General features: G+C 61.9%; 20 protein-coding genes. 12 read left to right on the forward strand and 8 right to left on the reverse strand.

The features are described from left to right. Positions 1 to 26 precede the first annotated feature (26 nt). From WNY80_RS01075 to WNY80_RS01105, 7 genes are all read left to right on the forward strand, one after another. Positions 27 to 638, forward strand: a complete 612-nt coding sequence (locus WNY80_RS01075) for a DUF2062 domain-containing protein (protein WP_342885486.1) — start codon at positions 27 to 29, stop codon at positions 636 to 638. Further along, positions 635 to 1,036 (forward strand): holo-ACP synthase, encoded by a 402-nt coding sequence (gene acpS, locus WNY80_RS01080; RefSeq protein ID WP_342885487.1) that lies wholly within the window; start codon positions 635 to 637, stop codon positions 1,034 to 1,036. The genes WNY80_RS01075 and acpS overlap by 4 nt, the downstream gene beginning before the upstream one ends. A 151-nt stretch (positions 1,037 to 1,187) precedes the next feature. After that, positions 1,188 to 1,934, forward strand: a complete 747-nt coding sequence (lepB, locus tag WNY80_RS01085) for a signal peptidase I (protein WP_342885488.1) — start codon at positions 1,188 to 1,190, stop codon at positions 1,932 to 1,934. Further along, on the forward strand, positions 1,931 to 2,656 hold the full coding sequence (rnc, locus tag WNY80_RS01090; protein ID WP_342885489.1) for a ribonuclease III: 726 nt from the start codon (positions 1,931 to 1,933) through the stop codon (positions 2,654 to 2,656). Before lepB ends, rnc begins: the two co-directional genes overlap by 4 nt. After that, positions 2,649 to 3,587 carry a GTPase Era gene (gene era / locus WNY80_RS01095; RefSeq protein WP_342885490.1) on the forward strand — a complete coding sequence of 313 codons (939 nt, stop codon included), beginning with the start codon at positions 2,649 to 2,651 and terminating at the stop codon, positions 3,585 to 3,587. Before rnc ends, era begins: the two co-directional genes overlap by 8 nt. Before the next feature lie 17 nt (positions 3,588 to 3,604). Further along, entirely contained in the window at positions 3,605 to 4,375 is a 771-nt protein-coding gene (recO, locus tag WNY80_RS01100) for a DNA repair protein RecO (RefSeq protein ID WP_342885491.1), read from the forward strand. Continuing rightward, positions 4,372 to 4,881 (forward strand): PaaI family thioesterase, encoded by a 510-nt coding sequence (locus WNY80_RS01105; RefSeq protein WP_342885492.1) that lies wholly within the window; start codon positions 4,372 to 4,374, stop codon positions 4,879 to 4,881. The genes recO and WNY80_RS01105 overlap by 4 nt, the downstream gene beginning before the upstream one ends. A gap of 248 nt (positions 4,882 to 5,129) precedes the next feature. Here WNY80_RS01105 and WNY80_RS01110 read toward each other — a convergent pair whose 3' ends face one another. Further along, positions 5,130 to 6,365: an MFS transporter gene (locus WNY80_RS01110; protein ID WP_342885493.1), complete on the reverse strand. Its 1,236-nt coding sequence runs from the start codon at positions 6,363 to 6,365 to the stop codon at positions 5,130 to 5,132. A gap of 201 nt (positions 6,366 to 6,566) precedes the next feature. On the opposite strand from WNY80_RS01110, the gene WNY80_RS01115 reads away from it, so the two are divergent. The 5 genes from WNY80_RS01115 to WNY80_RS01135 all read left to right on the forward strand — a co-directional run bounded on the left by WNY80_RS01115 (position 6,567) and on the right by WNY80_RS01135 (position 12,061). Beyond that, positions 6,567 to 7,217 (forward strand): hypothetical protein, encoded by a 651-nt coding sequence (locus WNY80_RS01115; protein ID WP_342885494.1) that lies wholly within the window; start codon positions 6,567 to 6,569, stop codon positions 7,215 to 7,217. Between the two features lie 152 nt (positions 7,218 to 7,369). Next, positions 7,370 to 8,449 (forward strand): quinolinate synthase NadA, encoded by a 1,080-nt coding sequence (gene nadA, locus WNY80_RS01120; RefSeq protein WP_342885495.1) that lies wholly within the window; start codon positions 7,370 to 7,372, stop codon positions 8,447 to 8,449. Positions 8,450 to 8,500: 51 nt separating this feature from the next. After that, on the forward strand, positions 8,501 to 10,096 hold the full coding sequence (locus WNY80_RS01125) for an L-aspartate oxidase (protein ID WP_342885496.1): 1,596 nt from the start codon (positions 8,501 to 8,503) through the stop codon (positions 10,094 to 10,096). A gap of 3 nt (positions 10,097 to 10,099) precedes the next feature. Beyond that, the gene (nadC, locus tag WNY80_RS01130) at positions 10,100 to 10,972 is read left to right on the forward strand and encodes a carboxylating nicotinate-nucleotide diphosphorylase (RefSeq protein ID WP_342885497.1); all 873 of its coding nucleotides are present in this window, start codon (positions 10,100 to 10,102) and stop codon (positions 10,970 to 10,972) included. 192 nt (positions 10,973 to 11,164) lie between these two features. Beyond that, positions 11,165 to 12,061 (forward strand): DMT family transporter, encoded by an 897-nt coding sequence (locus WNY80_RS01135; protein ID WP_342885498.1) that lies wholly within the window; start codon positions 11,165 to 11,167, stop codon positions 12,059 to 12,061. A gap of 36 nt (positions 12,062 to 12,097) precedes the next feature. Here WNY80_RS01135 and WNY80_RS01140 read toward each other — a convergent pair whose 3' ends face one another. The 7 genes from WNY80_RS01140 to WNY80_RS01170 form a co-directional block, all read right to left on the reverse strand. Continuing rightward, entirely contained in the window at positions 12,098 to 12,991 is an 894-nt protein-coding gene (locus tag WNY80_RS01140) for an AEC family transporter (protein WP_342885499.1), read from the reverse strand. Positions 12,992 to 13,244: 253 nt separating this feature from the next. Continuing rightward, positions 13,245 to 14,867: a BCCT family transporter gene (locus tag WNY80_RS01145; RefSeq protein ID WP_342885500.1), complete on the reverse strand. Its 1,623-nt coding sequence runs from the start codon at positions 14,865 to 14,867 to the stop codon at positions 13,245 to 13,247. Between the two features lie 50 nt (positions 14,868 to 14,917). Then, the gene (locus WNY80_RS01150) at positions 14,918 to 15,334 is read right to left on the reverse strand and encodes a universal stress protein (protein WP_342885501.1); all 417 of its coding nucleotides are present in this window, start codon (positions 15,332 to 15,334) and stop codon (positions 14,918 to 14,920) included. Positions 15,335 to 15,651: 317 nt separating this feature from the next. Next, positions 15,652 to 16,641, reverse strand: coding sequence for an NAD regulator (locus tag WNY80_RS01155; RefSeq protein ID WP_342885502.1), 990 nt, complete (start codon positions 16,639 to 16,641; stop codon positions 15,652 to 15,654). A gap of 21 nt (positions 16,642 to 16,662) precedes the next feature. Continuing rightward, the gene (locus WNY80_RS01160) at positions 16,663 to 17,244 is read right to left on the reverse strand and encodes a tyrosine phosphatase family protein (protein WP_342885503.1); all 582 of its coding nucleotides are present in this window, start codon (positions 17,242 to 17,244) and stop codon (positions 16,663 to 16,665) included. A 3-nt stretch (positions 17,245 to 17,247) separates the two neighbouring features. Beyond that, a complete protein-coding gene (locus WNY80_RS01165) occupies positions 17,248 to 17,862 on the reverse strand; it encodes an HD family hydrolase (protein WP_342885504.1) in 615 nt (204 codons plus the stop codon). Positions 17,863 to 17,865: 3 nt separating this feature from the next. After that, on the reverse strand, positions 17,866 to 18,732 hold the full coding sequence (locus WNY80_RS01170; protein WP_342885505.1) for a folate-binding protein: 867 nt from the start codon (positions 18,730 to 18,732) through the stop codon (positions 17,866 to 17,868). Positions 18,733 to 18,798: the final 66 nt, after the last annotated feature.

Genomic DNA, 18,798 nt, shown 5'->3' on the forward strand with positions numbered 1-18,798 from the left:
CAAAAAGAGCGATATACGGACAACACATGCTGTTTCGTCGCCGAAGACCAGAGGGATTTTTTGACCGGTTGCGCACTGCGCTCTGGCCGAGGAGGTCGTTTGGCCGTTCGTTCCAGTATTTCATCAAACGCGTGCTGCGGCTGACCGCGACACCGCACGCGATTGCGGCGGGTGTGGCTGCCGGGGTTTTTGCCTCATGGACGCCGCTGCTCGGGTTTCATTTCATTCTCGCTTTCGCGATTTCCTATCTGCTTGCCGGCAATATGGTTGCCGCGGCACTGGGAACCGCATTCGGCAACCCGCTGACGTTTCCCTTCATCTGGACATTGACCATCAAGATCGGAAACATGCTGATCGGGATCGAAACCGGTACGCATGAACGGCACGTCAATCTGGAGGCATTGCTGCGGCACCTGGACATCAGCCAGTTGTGGGATCCGGTGCTCAAGCCGATGCTGATCGGGGCGATACCGCCGGGCGTGGTCAGCGGCGTGGCCTTCTACATTCTCACCTATTGGGGCGTCCGGGCGTTTCAGGCGCGGCGCAAATCAAGGCTGGCGATGCGGGCCAAGGCCCGTATCCAGGGACTGGCCACGGCAAGTCCGGACAGGGCTACAGACAGGGCAAACAGCGCGTGATCATCGGAATAGGCAGCGATCTCATCGATATCAGGCGAATCGAGAAAACTCTTGAACGCCACGGCGAACGCTTCACCAACAGGTGCTTTACCGATGTCGAGCGGGCGAGATCGGATCGCCGGGCCCAGCGCGCAGCCTCCTACGCCAAGCGGTTCGCGGCCAAGGAAGCCTGTTCCAAGGCGCTTGGTACCGGGCTTTCGAAAGGCGTGTTCTGGCGTGACATGGGCGTGGTCAACATGCCGGGCGGCAAGCCGACGATGCAGCTGAGCGGCGGCGCGGCGCGGCATCTCGACAGCATGACGCCTGACGGCATGACCTGTGCCATTCATTTGACAATAACTGATGATTATCCGCTGGCGCAGGCTTTCGTTGTCATAGAAGCGCTTCCACGGTCCTGACGCTAGGCTGGCTGTGTGATTGCAGTCCCTTGCGGATCCGATATCCGAGGATATCGGCCGCAGATCGCAGGACATTGGCGGGCGGTGTTGCCGCGAACGATGCAAACAGCTAGAGAAAGCGTTTCCGCGCCATACCTGAGGAACTCAACGCGTGTCAGATACCAAAAAAGACCAATCCGGCGGACTTTGGGAAAACATCAAGGTGCTTGCCCAGGCGCTGCTGCTGGCGGTGATTATCCGCACCCTGTTTTTCCAACCGTTCAGCATCCCTTCCGGCTCGATGATGGAGACGCTTCTGGTTGGCGACTATCTGTTCGTTTCGAAATATTCCTACGGGTATACCAAATATTCGATTCCGTTCTCGCCGGACCTGTTTTCCGGCCGGATCTGGGGCAGCGAACCCGAGCGCGGCGATGTTGCTGTGTTCCGGCTGCCGAGCAATACCAAGATTGACTACATCAAGCGCGTGATCGGTCTGCCGGGTGACCGGATCCAGGTCACCGACGGTGTGCTCTACATCAATGGCGAGGCGGTCAAGCGCGAACTGGTTGGCAGCTACGAGCCCGAAGGGCGCTACAGCCGGGGCACGGACGTTCCCGTCTACAGGGAAACGCTGCCCAACGGCGTGAGCTATACAACGCTTGATCTCAGCCCCAATTCTCCCGGTGACAACACAAGGGAATTCGTGGTTCCCGAAGGCCATTATTTCATGATGGGCGACAACCGCGACAACTCCCAGGACAGCCGCTTCGAGGTTGGTTACGTGCCGCTCGAGAACTTCATCGGCCGGGCGACGATCATCTTCTTCTCCATTGGTGAAGATGCATCGCCGCTGGAAATCTGGAAATGGCCGAGCAGCCTGCGGTTGGAGCGGTTCTTCAAATCAGCTCAGCGATGAAGCGCGCAGTCAAAAAGGCGGCGGAAGTCGTCGCCAGGGTTGAGGAGCGCATCGGGCACACATTCGCCGATGCGGGCAGGCTGGAGCGCGCGCTGACGCATTCCAGTCTCCGCAATCCGGCGGGCGGCAACTATGAACGGCTCGAGTTTCTCGGCGACCGGGTGCTTGGCCTTTGCGTGGCCGAGTTGCTGTTTGATCATTTCCGCGATGCCACCGAGGGCGAGCTGTCGGTTCGTCTCAACCAGCTTGTCAGCGCGCAAACCTGCGGGGAAGTGGCGGACGAGTTGGGATTGCACGAGTTCATCCGGACCGGCGCGGATGTCAAACAGGTTGCCGACAAGCGGATGCTCAATGTCCGTGCGGATGTGGTAGAGTCGATTATTGCCGCGATCTATCTCGATGCCGGGCTTGAGGCTGCGCGGGGCTTTATCCACACGCACTGGAAGGCACGGGCCCTGGCCGATGATGCCGCGCGCAGAGACGCCAAGACAGAATTGCAGGAATGGGCCCACGCCCGGCATGGGGTTACCCCGGTATACCGGGTAACCGACCGGTCCGGCCCTGACCACGAACCGGTGTTCAAGGTGGTGGTCGAGATTGAAGGGGCCAAGCCCGCCAGCGGCACAAGCCGCTCCAAGCGCGCCGCCGAACAAGCCGCAGCGACGGCAGTGCTCGAACGCGAAGGCGTCTGGCAGGCAAATGCAGGAAAAGATGATGACTGACACACCTGAAACAGATGCAACCCCGGCCGAGCCGCAAGGCCCGACCCGATCCGGCTTCGTGGCGCTGATCGGCGCTCCCAATGCGGGAAAATCAACCCTGATGAACCAGCTTGTCGGCGCCAAGGTGTCGATCGTCTCGCACAAGGTGCAGACGACACGGGCGATCGTGCGCGGCATTGCCATTCACGACCGGACCCAGATCGTGTTCATCGACACGCCGGGGATCTTCACGCCGCGGCGTCGGCTTGACCGGGCGATGGTGACAACCGCCTGGGGCGGAGCCAAGGATGGCGACCTGGTTCTGGTGCTGATCGATGCCGAGCGCGGGATCCGTGGTGACGCGGAAGCGTTGCTGGATTCGCTGGCCGAGCGGCACGGGCACAAGATCCTGGTGATCAACAAGATCGACCAGGTCAAGCGCGACACGCTTCTGGCGCTGACGGCTTCCATTCATGAGAAAGCAAAGTTTGACGAGACCTTCATGATCTCGGCGCTCAACGGTTCTGGCTGCAAGGACCTGATGAACTATCTGGCAAACAAGCTGCCGGAAGGGCCGTGGTACTATCCCGAAGACCAGATTTCGGACTTGCCGATGCGGCAGCTGGCGGCGGAGATTACCCGCGAGAAACTGTTCCTGCGCCTGCACCAGGAATTGCCCTATGCATCGCATGTGGAAACGGAAAGCTGGGAAGAGAAGAAGGACGGCTCGGTTCGCATCGAGCAGGTCATCTATGTCGAGCGTGACAGCCAGAAGAAGATCGTTCTCGGCCACAAGGGCGAGACCATCAAGGCCATCGGCCAGGCTTCGCGCATGGAGATCGCCGAGATCCTCGAGCAGAAGGTGCATCTGTTCCTGTTCGTCAAGGTTCGCGAGAACTGGGGCAATGATCCCGAGCGCTACCGCGAGATGGGGCTTGAATTTCCGCACTGAGCGGGCAAGGTCACGCAATGGAATGGCGAGACGAGGGAATCATCCTGGGCCTGCGAAAGCATGGCGAGACCTCGGTTATCGCCGAGGTGATGACGAAGGCGCATGGCCGGCATCTGGGTATCGTGCGCGGCGGCCGCTCCAAGCGGCTTCAACCGGTGTTGCAACCGGGCAATTCGGTGGATCTGGTCTGGCGTGCCCGGCTGGACGAGCACCTGGGACAGTACCAGGTCGAGCTCCTCAATGCCCGCGCCGGGCGGCTGATGGAAAGCGCAATCGGTGTCCACGGGGTGCAGGCGATGGCTGCGCTGCTGCGACTGTTGCCGGAGCGTGATTCCCATCCGCGGCTGCATGATGCCTTTGCGATCATTCTCGACAGTCTGGACACACCCGAGCAAGCCGGCGCGCTCTATGTCCGTTTCGAGCTTGCGGTGCTCGAAGATCTTGGCTTCGGTCTCGACCTGACTGCGTGTGCGGCGACCGGGGTGCGGACGGATCTCATCTATGTCTCGCCAAAATCGGGCCGGGCGGTTTCAGCCGAAGCCGGCGCTCCGTGGGCTGACCGGATGCTGGCATTGCCCGCGTTCCTGCCCGACCGCACCCAGGCCTGCACGACTGCGGAAATGCTCGCCCAGGCGTTCAATCTGACCGGCTATTTTCTCGGCCGGCACGTGTTCGAGCCGCGCGGTGTAGAGCCGCCGATCAGCCGTGAAAGTTTTTGTGCGGCGGCCTTGCGGGCGATGCCGCAGGCTGAGCCCACGTCCCCCTCAATCCAGGAGCCGATTTCATGATGGATGACAGCAATCGCCGCGCCAACGGCCAGTTTACCGGCGTCGTGCCACTCGATGTGGTGGGCAGGGAGGGCGGCCTGAAGGTGATGCAGGGTATTCTCGAGGGACGACTGCCCGGAGCTGCCATGGCGAAAACGCTCAATTTCTGGCTTACCAAGGTCGAAGAGGGGCTGATCGTTTTCACCGGCACACCGACTGTCGATCATCTCAATCCGCTCGGTACCATTCATGGCGGATGGGCGGCAACGATCATGGATTCCTCGCTTGCCTGCGCCGTGATGACGACGATCAAGCCCGGCGAGGGCTACACCACCGCGGAATTCAAGCTCAACCTGACCCGGCCAATCCTGCCGGATATGGGCGAATTGTCCTGCGAGGGGCGGATTGTTCACCGGGGCAGGACGATCGCCACTTCGGAAGCCTATCTGCGCGACAGTTCGGGCAAGCTCCTGGCGCATGGCACCGAAACCTGCGCGATATTCCCGATCGACAAGCTGATGCGCTGAGGCGCAGCGGATACACATGGCCATTGTAGCCGGACTTGCGGGCCTGGCTTTCAGGCGTCTGGTTCACCGGATCCAAATCGGGCGGGCAACCATCTTGTCGCCCCAGCGCAGCAGTCATCAGCGCCAGCGGACTGACAGTCGAAGCGATGACGGTAACCGCAAGCGAGCCGCCCAGGAAACCGTCACGCAAAAAGCTGCAATTCATGATGCCGTCCACGACCGGATTGTCCGACAGGTTTCGGCCGGCATCACTCCGCCGGAGCCAGTTCCGGCCGCTCTACCGCCTGTTCCCTGATTGGCCAGTGAACGATTGCGGCGAACAGGCCGAGCGCCACGCCCAGCCACCAAACAGGGTTGTAGGTGCCGAAGACGTCGTAGAGGTAGCCGCCGAGCCAGACACCAAGGAAGGAGCCGACCTGGTGGGAGAAGAAGACAAGGCCTCCCAGCATGCCGAGGTGTCCGGTGCCGAACATGATGGCCACCAGCGCGTTGGTCGGCGGAACGGTTGAGAGCCAGAGCAGGCCCATGACGATGGCGAAGATCACCACCGACGTGCCGGTCTGCGGCAACAGCAGGAATGCGGTAACCGCGATCGAACGGCAGATATAGATCCAGACCAGCGCCATCGGCTTGGAATAGCGCTGGCCGATATAGCCCGAAGCCAGCGAACCGATGATGTTGAAAAAGCCGATAAGCGCCAGCGACAGCACGGCAAACGAACTTTCGATGCCGATGTCGCGCAGATAGGCCGGGAAGTGGGCGGTGATGAAGGCGACCTGGAAGCCGCAGACGAAGAAACCCGAGACCAGCAGCAGATAGCTCTTGTGACCCAGCGCCTCGCGCAGGGCTTCGCCGATCGACTGCTTGTACTGCAGCGCCGACTGCGATCCTGAACTGGAGTTGCCGCGCAGCGGAATGGCCAGGAACGGGATGATGAACATCATCGCCGCCATCCACAGCAGGGCCTCCTGCCAGCCATAGGCATCGATCAGGCCCTGGCTGAGCGGGGCAAAGACGAACATGCCGGCCGAGCCGGCCGCAGTGCCGATGCCGAAGGCCATGGAGCGGCGCTCGGGCGCGACGTTGCGGGCAAAGGCCGCCAGCACGATGCCGAAGGATGCCGAGGCGATGCCGAGGCCGACGAGTACGCCGCCGCCGATGTAGAACCAGCCCGGGCTCGGCGCCACCGACATGATGAACAGACCGCCCGAATAGACAAAGGCGGACAGGGCGAGAACCTTCCAGGTGCCGAATTTGTCGGCCACCGCGCCGAAGAACGGTTGTCCCAGGCCCCAGAACAGGTTCTGAATCGCCATGGCGAGGCCGAACGTGGTGCGGTCCCAGCCGGTGTCGGCGAGCATCGGCAGCTGGAAAAAACCCATCGCCGACCGCGGTCCGAAGGACAGAAGCGCAATCAGCGAACCGGCAATGATGATCAGCCAGGGCAGGGGCGGGATGGCTGCGGAGGGACGGGTTTCGGACATGGAAGGCTCCTCGAATGAGCGGCGACTTTAGCCATTGCCGTGCAGGGGACAAGTGCTTTTGTTTGAACCTAACGATCACCGGAATTGATCAGTGAGTGCCCGAGCATCAGCAATGCTTGCCGATTGGCCGTGCCTTTGTTGACAGCGGGCGGGCATGAGGGAATGCTTGGACAAGACGTGTGGATGCCGGAGGCAGAGCCGATGAAGCGGAAAATTTCAAAATGGTTTGCCGCGGGCGTATTGCTTGCCGGTCTGTCAGGCGCAGTCAATGCGCAGGATTTTGATCCCGACCGGGCCACATTCGATCCGGAAAGCAAGTTTGTGATCACGCCCTATGGAGCCATTATTGGCGACCCGGCGCAGGTGACGGACCTTTCGACCGAGCGAACCGGGTTTACCTATTGCTCGGCGGTGCCGGACAAGGATCGCGGGCTGCTGCTTATGGCGTCAATCGTGATTCCGGCCCAGGGCGGCGCCGAGGGCAGTGGCCACGCGATGATGATGAATGTCGATCAGGCGCGCAGTTTCATAGCCCACCTGCGCAAGGCGCCGGAATGGGCCGAGGTGGCGGCCAAGAACAAGGTCGGCCTGTTTTCCAAGCCGATCGGAGACGTGACCGGCGCGGAAGGTGATGCCGAGCATCTGGCGCTCAAGTTCGTCTCCGACGCGCAAAGCAAAGGGTCGGTGCGGATCGAGCACATGCTGGGCGGTGTGGCCAGGGCGTTCAGCCTGGGGATCAACCCGGCGCTGAAATTTGCCGCGCAGGCGGAATATGTGCTGGAAAAGGCGCTTGCCGAAACACCAGATGCAGCGCCTGCTGAGGACGCTGAAAAAAGCAAATTGTTCAAGTAACCGGTAATCGCTGCGTCGTTGCTGCGACATCCGGCTGACTTGCAATCGGAAATGCAACGTCCTATGTGAATGGTTCCCCGGCATTGCCGGGTTCTTTTGAAACCCTATTATGCTCAAATTGAGCATAATAGATGATGACGGGAGGGTTTGCCATGACCCGGTTGGAGACAGGCACGAGCGCACAGGCTGCAAGACAGGTGCAAAGTGCAGCAGAGCGGTTTGGCGTGATGGAGCGTCCGGAGTTGAAATATACCCCGGCGGTAGCGCGCGAAACGGCCCATCTCTACGAGCGCGTGCGCAATCACATCCCGGAAATCGAATGGCCCGTCTACGCGCCCTATGTGCACGCCATCAACCGGATCAAGAAGGAACGCGGCGCGGCGATCCTGGCGCATAATTACCAGACTCCGGACATCTTTCACTGTGTTGCCGATATCGCTGGCGATTCGCTGCAGTTGGCGCGTGAGGCTACACTGGTCGACGAGCAGATCATCATCCAGTGCGGTGTGCATTTCATGGCCGAGACCTCGAAATTGCTCAACATGGACAAGACCGTGCTGATCCCCGACGTCAAGGCCGGGTGCTCGCTGTCGGATTCGATCACCGGCGCGGATGTGCGGCTGCTGAAAGAACGCTATCCCGGCGTGCCGGTGGTGACCTATGTCAACACGTCTGCCGACGTGAAGGCGGAGACCGATGTGTGCTGCACCTCGTCCAATGCGGTTGCCGTGTGCGAGAGTTTCGAATCCGATACGGTGCTGTGCATTCCCGACGAATACCTGGCGATGAATGTCGCCAAGCAGACCAAGAAGAAAATCCTGACCTGGAAGGGCCATTGCGAGGTGCATGAGCGCTTCACGGCGGAAGAGCTGCTGGCCTACAAGGAAGCCGATCCGACCATCGAGATCATCGGCCATCCCGAGTGCCATCCGGACGTGATCGCGGTCTGCGATTACTCGGGATCGACTTCCGGCATGATCAATTATGTCAAGGACACGCGGCCGTCGCGGGTGCTGCTGGTGACGGAATGCTCGATGGCATCGAATATCGAGAGCGAAGTTCCGGACGTCGAGTTCATCAAGCCGTGCAATCTGTGCCCGCACATGAAGCGCATCACCTTGCCGAAGATCCTCGACAGCCTGCTCTACATGACCGAGGAGGTTGTGGTCGACCCGGCGATTGCCGACCGTGCCCGGCTGGCCGTCGAGCGGATGATCAACCTCAAGAACTGACGTTCTGGGCCAGCGGCGGCAGCGCCGCTCTCGACCAGCAGGGAGCACGCCATGGCGTCCACAGCAGTTGCCATTCAACAGCCAGAACCGGTCAAGCGATCGGACGAGGTGATCATCATTGGCGGCGGTCTTGCCGGGTTGTTCTGTGCGCTGAAACTGGCGCCCAAGGCGGTGACCGTGCTCGCCGCCGCGCCAATCGGCCGGGGCGCGTCTTCGGCATGGGCGCAGGCCGGTATCGCTGCGGCCGTGGGGCCGGGCGACACGATCGAAAGCCACGTCAACGACACCATCATTGCAGGAGACGGCATCGTCGACGAGAAGGTCATCCGCATGATGGCGTCGGAAGCGTCCGACCGGATCCATGACCTGCTCGGTTACGGCGTGCCATTTGACCGCGATCTCGAGGGCCATCTGGCCGTCAGTCGTGAAGCGGCGCATTCTCAAAGCCGCATCGTCCGGGTCAGGGGTGACATGGCCGGCCGGGCCATCATGGAGGCGCTGGTCGCATCGGTGCGCAAGACACCCTCGATCCGGGTGCTGGAAGGCTATGTGGTCGAGGACCTGATCGTCGAAGAAGGCCGGGTGACCGGCGTGGTCGCCCGTGACAAGGCCGGCAGCGGCGAGGAACTGCACAGGATCACCGGATCGAACGTCGTGATGGCCACGGGCGGTACCGGCCATCTCTACGAGGTGACGACCAACCCGACCGAGGCGCGCGGCGGCGGCATCGGCATGGCGGCGCGCGCAGGTGCACGCATGGCCGACATGGAATTCGTGCAGTTTCACCCGACCGCCATCAATGTCGGCAAGGACCCGGCGCCGCTGGCCACCGAAGCACTGCGCGGTCATGGCGCCACGCTGCACAATTCAGCCGGCGAGCGCTTCATGCTGCCGCTGCATGCGGACGCGGAACTGGCGCCGCGTGACGTGGTGGCGCGCGGCATCTTTGCCGAGGTGAAAGCCGGCCGGGGCGCGTTTCTCGATTGCCGTACGGCTGTGCCGGATTTCGCCGCGGAGTTTCCAACCGTCTACGGCTATTGCCAGGAAGCGGGCATAGACCCGGTTACCGAGATGATCCCGGTTACACCAGCGGCGCATTATTTCATGGGCGGCATCTGGACCGACATTGACGGGCGGACTTCATTGCCGGGTTTCTGGGCCTGCGGCGAATGCACCTCGACAGGCGCGCACGGCGCCAACCGGCTGGCCTCGAATTCGCTTCTTGAAGCAGTGGTGTTTTCAGCCCGCATTGCCGAGACGCTGAAAGCGGAGATCAAGCCGGATGCGCCCGCGGACTGGCAGGATGGTTCGGTGACGACAACCGAGTACATCACCGAGAACGACCATCCCAACATGGTGGCCCTGCGCAAGACCATGAGCGCCAACCTGGGCGTGCTGCGTGATGGCGAGGGCATGCGCCAGGCGCTTGAGACGATCCTGCATCTTGCCAGGGAAAGCCATTCTGTGCGGTTTGACAACGTGATCACCACGGCGAAACTGATCGCGGTCTGCGCACTCAACCGGACCGAAAGCCGGGGCGGGCATTTCCGTACCGATTATCCGGAGGAGCAGGCGGACTGGAAACGGCGGACGCTGGTGACGCTCGATCAGGCCCACGCCATTATCCCCGACCTGCTGGAGGGCTGACCCATGACGACCGCATTCCTGCCTGAACTGCCGCATTTGATGGTCGAGGACCAGGTGCGCGCAGCACTGCTCGAAGATCTCGGACGTGCCGGCGACATTACCTCCAACGCCACCATCGGCCCGGACAGGCAAGCCACCGCGCAGATGAACAGCCGCGAAGCCGGAGTGATCTCGGGTCTGCCATTGGCGCAGGCCGCGTTCCGGCTGATCAACCCGGCAATCAGCTTTGAAGCGCTGGTGGGGGATGGCGAACGGGTCGCGCCCGGCACGATGGTCGCCCGGATTTCCGGACCTGCGCGGGGCCTGCTTTCGGCGGAACGGGTGGCGCTGAATTTCCTCATGCACCTGTCCGGCATCGCGACCCATACGGCGCGCTTTGCCGACGCCATCGCGCACACCAGCGCCAAGGTCACCTGCACACGCAAGACCATTCCGGGGCTCAGGGCGGTGGAGAAATACGCCGTGCGCTGTGGTGGCGGCTCCTCGCACCGCTACGGCCTCGATGACGCGATCCTGATCAAGGATAACCATATCGTGGTTGCCGGCGGGATCACCGAAGCGCTGAAGGCGGCGAAGGCTTTCGCCGGACATCTCACCAAGGTCGAGATCGAGGTCGATACGCTCGAGCAGTTCGAAGCGGTGCTGAAGGAAGGCGCGGATGTCTGCCTGCTCGACAATATGAGGCCCGACACGCTGCGCCAGGCGGTCGCGATGAACAGGTCCAGCGGAGGCCGGATCACGCTCGAGGCGTCCGGCAACGTCAATCTCGACACGGTCAAGGCCATCGCCGAAACCGGCGTCGACTACATCTCGACCTCCAAGATCACCATGGCAGCGCCGACGCTGGATATCGGACTGGACATGGCGATCGGCTGAGGCGCGGGCGGCGACCCCTTGGTTTCGGCAATTGTGGTCGGGAATCAGTTTTGCAGCCTTGGTGTTTGGGCTGCAATTTGTCCCTGCGCTATAGCGTAATCGGGGCTACGCCAGCAGCGGAATCTGGTATCAGGATGACTTGTCGGTGATGCAGGTGCGGTCGCCGGGGCGGCAACCAGCATTGGAATTCGCGTGACACATCATATCGCAACGGATCGCAAAGCCAATCTGGTGGGCAGTGTCTGGATGGTTTCGGCGATGGCGATCTTTGCCATCGAGGACGCCTTCATCAAGGCCGCGTCGGAGATGCTGCCGGTCGGCCAGGTTCTCGTCATTTTCGGCCTTGGTGGTGCCCTTGTGTTCGCATCGCTGGCGCTGATCAACCGGGAACCGCTGTACAATCCCGATGTGATTTCCAAACCGATGTGTGTTCGCGTGGTCTTCGAGATCGTCGGCCGGCTGTTTTACGTGCTGGCCCTTTCGCTGATCCCGTTGTCGGCGGCAACGGTCATTCTGCAGGCGACCCCGCTGGTCGTGGTTGCGGGTGCGGCCGTGGTGTTTGGAGAGAAGGTGGGATGGCGCCGCTGGACCGCCATTGTCGTCGGGATGATCGGGGTTGTGATCATCATCCAGCCGGGAACGGACAGTTTTTCGATGCTGTCGTTTCTGGCCATCATCGGGATGATCGGGTTTGCCGGCCGCGATCTGGCCAGCCGTGCAGCCCCTGCCAAGCTGAGCACGACGATCCTCGGATTGTACGGATTTCTCTCCATCATCGTTGCCGGTGGACTGTTCGCCGCCTGGCAGGCCGTGCCTTTCGTGATGCCGGATGTCGAGGTTTCGCTTTATGTGCTGGGGGCCATCCTGGCAGGTGTCGCAGCCTATTCCTGCCTGATGAAAGCGATGCGGACGGGAGAAGTGTCCGCAGTCACCCCGTTCAGGTATTCGCGGCTGCTGTTTGGCATCGCACTCGGGATCGTGTTGTTTGGCGAGCGGCTGAGCCTGGCGATGGTGATCGGGTCCGGCCTGATTGTTATCTCGGGCCTGTTTATTCTCTGGCGCGGCCGCCAGGTCAACGCGGCGAAATAGTTTTTAGCCTAACCCGCCGGGACGGCATCGTGGGGTCTATGTCAGCAGATAAATCCAGAATGGAAGCGTGATCGCCGAGAGCAGGGTGGACTGGGCAATCAGTGTTGCCGGAAGCGTGCGTTCCGCACCGTAGACCGACGCCAGCACATGAGCCGCCGATGCCGTTGGCAGGGCGGCGAACACCACAAGGACATTGGCTTGTGCTGCGGGAAGCCCGGCGAGGCTGACGCCTGCCCATGTAAGTGCGGGCAGGATCAGCAGCTTGATCGTGGTGATGCCGCCGGTGAACCGGTTGAGCCGCACCATCGCGCCCCAGTCCATCGTGGCGCCAACCGCCATGAGGGCGATCGGAATGGCCGCGCCTGCGAGATAATCCACACCCTGCTTGAGAACACCGGGCAAGGTGATGCCGGCTGCACCAACGCACATGCCGGAGACCGAGGCGATGAAAAACGGGTTGCGGGCAATCTGACCCAGTACACCGAGCAGGCCCAACCCGTTGCCGCGGGAGAGTGCGGTGATGGCAAAGACGTTTGCCAGTGGCACGGCAAAGCCGATGGCCACCGACATCAGTGGAGCGGCATTGCCAACCGCACCGACGGCAACGAACGCAATCGCCGTGTTGAACCGCCAGGCCGTTTGCCAGGCGCCGGCGAAGTCGAGGAACTTTGCCGGTCCAAACGGCCGCAGCAGCCAGCCCAGCGAAAGCCCCAGCGACAGGATAATCCAGACGCCGGCCCCGATGATCGCGGCATCGTCGAGTGCAATCGGGCGCGATGCCGCCGCCGAGAAAATCAGGCAGGGAAACAGCAGTTCGAAATTCAGCCGGTCGATGCCGCGCCACGCATCAACGCTCAGGCGTTCGCGAAACACCCTGCCAAGAGTGATGATGCCCATGGTGGGAATGAGAACTGACAGGATGGGAATCATGAGCCGGATCGCTGGTGGACGCAGTGGCTTGCGTTCCGCAAGTCGCCGGTGTGGATGTGAAGCAGAAATGACGTTATCGGCGGCGAGGGGCCAGACCGATTTGCATCTTGTTGTCACAGGTCTGCAGCTTTTGACAAGGGGGATGCGGGCCGGATTTTCCGGCTTGGAACGGGTAGCGTGTCTGCCGGGTGTCGCCGCTGCGGCAATGGCCGGAATGTGAAAGGGGCCGCCATTTCTGGCGGCCCCTTTGGTGTCAGCGTGGTTCGCTGTGCAACCCCTTGAGGATGGCGTAACAGGCGAGCAGCAGCACGATGGTGAACGGGAAGCCCGTCGAAACCGCCATCGCCTGAAGTGCTCCCAATCCTCCGCCAAGCAGCAATGCGATGGCAACGAGGCCCTCGAAGCTGGCCCAGAACACGCGCTGCGGCACAGGTGCATCGACCTTGCCGCCTGCGGTGATGGTGTCGATCACCAGCGAGCCGGAGTCCGACGAGGTGACGAAGAACACGATGACCAGCACGATGGCGATGAACGAGGTGATCTGCTGCAGCGGCAGCGCCTCGAGCATGGCAAACAGCTTGAGTTCCAGCGGCGCGTCGACGACGACCTGGTAGCCGTCATTGACGAGCTGGCTGATGGCCGTGCCGCCGAAAACGGTCATCCAGAACACCGAAACCAGCGACGGGATGATCAGCACACAGGTGAGGAACTCACGCACCGAGCGGCCGCGGCTGACGCGGGCAATGAACATGCCGACAAAAGGCGACCATGAAATCCACCACGCCCAGTAGAACGCGGTCCAGCCCTGGCGGAAATTGTCATCTGTTCGCCCGAACGGATTGGAGAGTTCGGGCAGGTAACGCGCATATTCATAGAGATTGTGGAAGAAGCCGGTGAAGATCGCCACTGTCGGCCCGACAATCAGCACGAAGAGCAGGAGCAGGGCTGCAAGCACCATGTTGATCTCGGACAGGCGTTTGACGCCCGCATCGAGGCCGGCGACGACCGACAACAGCGCAATGCCGGTGATGACGACGATCAGCAATACCTTGGAAACATCGCTGACCGGCAGGCCGAAGAGGTGATTGAGACCGGCATTGGCCTGTTCCGCGCCGAAGCCCAGCGAGGTGGCGAGCCCGAACAGCGTGGCGAAAACCGCCAGGATGTCGATGACGTGACCGGTCCAGCCCCAGACACGCTCACCGAAGATCGGGTAGAACACCGACCGCATGGTCAGCGGCAGGCCCTTGTTGTAGGCAAACAGCGCCAGCGCCAGGGCGACGATTGCGTAGATGGCCCAGGGGTGCAGGCCCCAGTGGAAAATGGTTGCGGCCATGCCCAGGTCACGCGCCTCGGCGGTATTGCCCGCAGCGCCTCCCAGCGGCGCCCAGCTTTCTGCCGTGCCGGCATTCTCCGCAACGGAGGACGAGAAATGCGAGATCGGTTCGGAGACGCCGTAGAACATCAGGCCGATGCCCATGCCGGCGGCAAACAGCATGGCGAACCAGCCGGTGTAGGAATAGTCCGGCGTCGCGTCCTTGCCACCGATCCTGACCTTGCCGTAAGGCGAGACAATCAGGAACAGGCACAGAAGCACGAAGATGTTGGCTGCCGTGAGGAAGAACCAGTCGAAGGTTCCGGTCAGCCAGTTGCGCAGGTCGTTGAAGGCCGCACCGGTGCTTTCCTGAAAGGCCAGAGTGACGAAAACAAAGGCGACGATGGTCAATCCGGAGATCGCAAATACCGGATTGTGGATGTCGAGGCCAAACGGGCCGACTGACATGGAAATATTGTCCTGACCGACCTCGTACTCGGTGTCGATCAGATTGGCCGGGCCTTCCGGCGCCGGAATACCCGGTTCGCTGTTGTCGCTCATTGGGTGGTCTCCCGCTTGTGTTTTATTGTGGCAGGTGCCGTCGTTTGCGCTTAGCCGCGGACGAGAAAGACGGATGCTTTCGTATGGGTCGCCAGCCGGCCACCATTGGACGGCCAGAAATGGTCAGCGACATTGGGAATATGCGTCGCCATCACGACGAGGTCGCTTCCGGTTTCATCCACAGCCTTGATCAGTGCATTGTCCAGATCGACCGCCGGGTCGTGGCTGACGATGGTCTTGCCGTGTGTCTCGATGCCATGGGCCTTGGCTTGTGCGGCGATGAAGTCGGCCAGTTTCTTGTCGTATTCCGCCGGATTGTGGCCCAGTGGGCCTGGCGCCGACGATGTCACGCCAACATAGGTTATCGGCGCGTGATAGATTTTCGATAGGTTCGCGGCCGTGTCCAGAGCAAGCGCCAGCTTGTCGGCGTGCGCAAGATCCACGGGCACCATGATTTTCTTGTACATTGGTATTCCCCGTCCTGTATCCGGCCGACTGTTTCAGCCGATATGTTGTTGCCGTTTCAGGCTGCCGGGCGTTTCAGATTTCTGATGCTCCACCAACGCCGAAGATGGCTTTGATCGCGACTAAAGGCTAACGCGGCGCGCCCATGATTGTAAACCGGCGGGGGGCCGGTTTCCGTGTACAACGGGATCGGCGAAACGGCTGCGCCGTGGAATTTGCGCTGCTGGATGGGCGATCTGGGTAAAAGAAATATCCTGAATGAACGGGTTTTCGATGTTCAGTGTGATGCCAATGGCGGTGCCGGGTGACGCGTTTGTGCCTATCCTCGCCCGCCGAGACGCAGGCCCGGGGCGGGGCGTTCCTCAAGGATCTTGGCGCGGAAGCGATAAAGGGCTGCGGGGCGGCCGCCGGTGGCGGAGCTTGAAGCGCCGGTTGGCTCCACCAGTTCTGCGCCTTCGACCAGGCGGCGGAAATTCTGCTTGTGCAGGTGCCTGCCCGAGATCGCTTCGACGGTCGCCTGCAATTCGGTCAGCGTGAATTCGGGCGGCATCAATTCGAAGATCACTGGCCGGTACTTGATCTTGGCGCGGAGCCGCTGCACCGCGGTGGCGGCGATACGGCGGTGGTCAAAGCGCATGGCGCGCCCCAGCGGCGTGGCGAGTCCGGTGGATGTCACCCGCTGATCGGCGACGGCCTCGGCGAGCAGCCCGGCCTCATACAGCAGCTCATAACGGTCTAGCACCCGTTCCTCGTCCCAGGGAAAATCACCCAGTCCGAACGCGAGCTTGATGCGGGCCTTGCGGCTTGGTGTCTGCGGGCGCTCTGCCGGCTCACCGGCCCAAGGCAGCAAGCGGGGCAGAATGGCGGTGTCGAGCATGGTGGGCCGGCCTTCGCGCCAGTCTTCCCAGGGGAACAGCTGATACCAGTCGCGCCAGCGGGCGCCGGTGGCATGCAATGCCTCGGGATTTTCGGCGTCGGCGCGGGTGAGTGCCAGATAGCCGACGGATACCAGATGCGGACCGCCATCCTTGCTTGCTTCATCGCTGTGCATCTGGCGTCCACGGTCGCCGAACGTGTAGAGCTGTTCGACATAGCCGAGATTGAGCGCGGTCTGGCTTTCGACGCTGGCGCGCAGGCTGCCTTCAAAGGTCCGGTGCCGGACCGGATCGAACGGGCCGAAGGGAAGCCCGTCGGCGGGGCCATCACCAGGAGATGCCGGTACGGTCAGTATGCTCGGCGTGTGGTTGGTGACGGCAACGATAGCCGCGTTCAGGCCAATGCGCAGGGGAGGGATGTCGTCGGATTCCATGGCATCTGCTCCGTGGCGTTGTCAGCCCTTGCTGTTGCTCATGCCTGAGCGCTTGTATCGAGCCGGCGTGGCAGCGGGCACATCGTCACCCGGCCGCACCGCAAGACAGATCCGGCCACCCTCGAAAGCATCGGCGCCGCGTCCGATGGCCTTGATGGCCCGGATCAGCCGTCCACCACGCCCCAGCATGCTATCACCGATTTCGATGAGCCGCGCATTGGGCGTGACGAAGGGGGATGCGGCGCGTAACCTTTCGGCAAGCGCCATGTCGTCCTGGTCGGGTTCCAGCGTCAGCGCAGTGATCGCGGCGGCTGCGGGTGAGCGGGAGATCCCGAGCCAGCAATGGATGACCAGCGGCGCGCGCTGGTCCCAGCCTTGCGCAAACCGGATCAGCCTGTCGACATGGGCTTCGCCTGGAGCTGTCAGGCCGGGCCGGACCTCGGCGATGTCATTGAGGCCAAGCTTGAGGTGGCGGTTCTGGTCGATGACGGCGGGACGGTGAAAATCCTGGTTCTCTGCCAGCAGGCTCACCATTTCGCGCGCGCCATGCAGCACGGCGGTTTCGGCGATCTGGTTGAGACGGCAGATGACGATATAGGACAAGGGTCAACCTTTCCCGGGATGGCGCAGGGCCTCGATGGCCTCGAAACGCTGCAGGAACAGCGTTTCGATCTCGGCGGCGGGACGGGGCGCCACATCGAGCATGTCCCGGCTGATGCCGCGCGGCGGCCCGAAAAAGGCGCGGGCTTCCTTGTCGTCAAAGCCTGCAAGTTCGGTTGCCTCGAAATAGGCGGCGATCCTGTCCGCCCGCTTGATCAGCGCCTTGATTGTTTTCGATGCCGCCGGAGGGAGGCCAAAACGGATGTGGATGGCGGCCTCGAGCCTCGCTTCAACCGTCTTGTAGCCGCCGCCAACCACGGCTTTGAACGGCGAGATCATGTCGCCAATGACATATTCGGGGGCATCGTGCAGCAGTGCGAGCTGCAGGGTCTGGGGCGATGCGCCGGAAAGACGACCGACAATCGCCTCGACCATCAGCGAGTGCTGCGCCACCGAGAACGCATGATCGCCCCGTGTCTGACCGTTCCAGCGCGCCACCCGGGCCAGCCCTTGCGCGATGTCGGATATCTCCACATCCAGCGGTGACGGATCGAGCAGATCCAGCCGCCGGCCGGAGAGCATGCGCTGCCAGGCGCGGGGCGCTTTTTCGATTGCGGGCATTGATCAGTTGTCCGTTGCGTTGCTGTCGCCGCTGTTAAAGGACAAACCGGTCCAGCCTGGCAAGGTCAATGTGACGGGTATGCCATCGAGGGTCAGGGGAACGGCTTGAGAAAGCGCGTCGGCAACGCGGTCGGTTCGCACGATGGCAAGCGCGGAGTTGCCCGAGACAGAGCCAAGGCTGCCGACAGGCTTGTCGCCTGCCATGATGCTGGGCTGCGTTTCGGAACCTTCGCGGAGCGGCAGGTCTGTTTCCGCCGTCAGCGTTACCACCCTGCGCCGGGCGGTGCCGCGGTGCTGCATGCGCGAGACCACTTCCTGGCCGACATAGCAGCCCTTCCTGAAATCAACGCCGCCATTCTTGTCCATCAGGATGTCGTGCGGGAAGACATCCGAAAGCGCAAAATCCGTGCCTGATTCGGCAACGCCGTGGGCGATGCGGATTGCGTCCCATGCCTGCCGGTCTGCATCGACAACCGATCCGCTGCCATAAAGCCGCCAGACGCCTGCTTTCTTCGGGAACCGCATGTCGCGGAGTGCGCCCTGCGGCGCTTCACCATTCCAGCCAGCAATGACCGGAAGATCTTCGCATTTTTCAAAGGTGACCGCGGCGCGCAGCTTGTAAAGCGTCAGCCTGCGGACGAAATCGGCTGCCTGGTCTGTGCTGATGTCGCAGTCATAGCTGTTCTCGCCCGATTTCGAGATCAGGAAGTCGAAGAGGATCTTGCCCTGAGGGGTGAGAAGCGCAGCAGGATGGGCCTCTGCCGGCTTGACCATGTCGAGGTTGGCGGTGATCAGGTTCTGCAGGAAGTGGTGTGCGTCCGCACCATCCACACGTACGATGGTCCGGTCGGGGAGGATCAGGGCTGGCACGGTGCGGCACTCCGGATTGTTCGGCAATGAATGCAGGTATGTTGGGCTTGTGGATAGGTAGGCGGT

Origin of the sequence: Hoeflea sp. AS16 (assembly GCF_038900095.1) — a bacterium.
Lineage (GTDB): Bacteria > Pseudomonadota > Alphaproteobacteria > Rhizobiales > Rhizobiaceae > Hoeflea.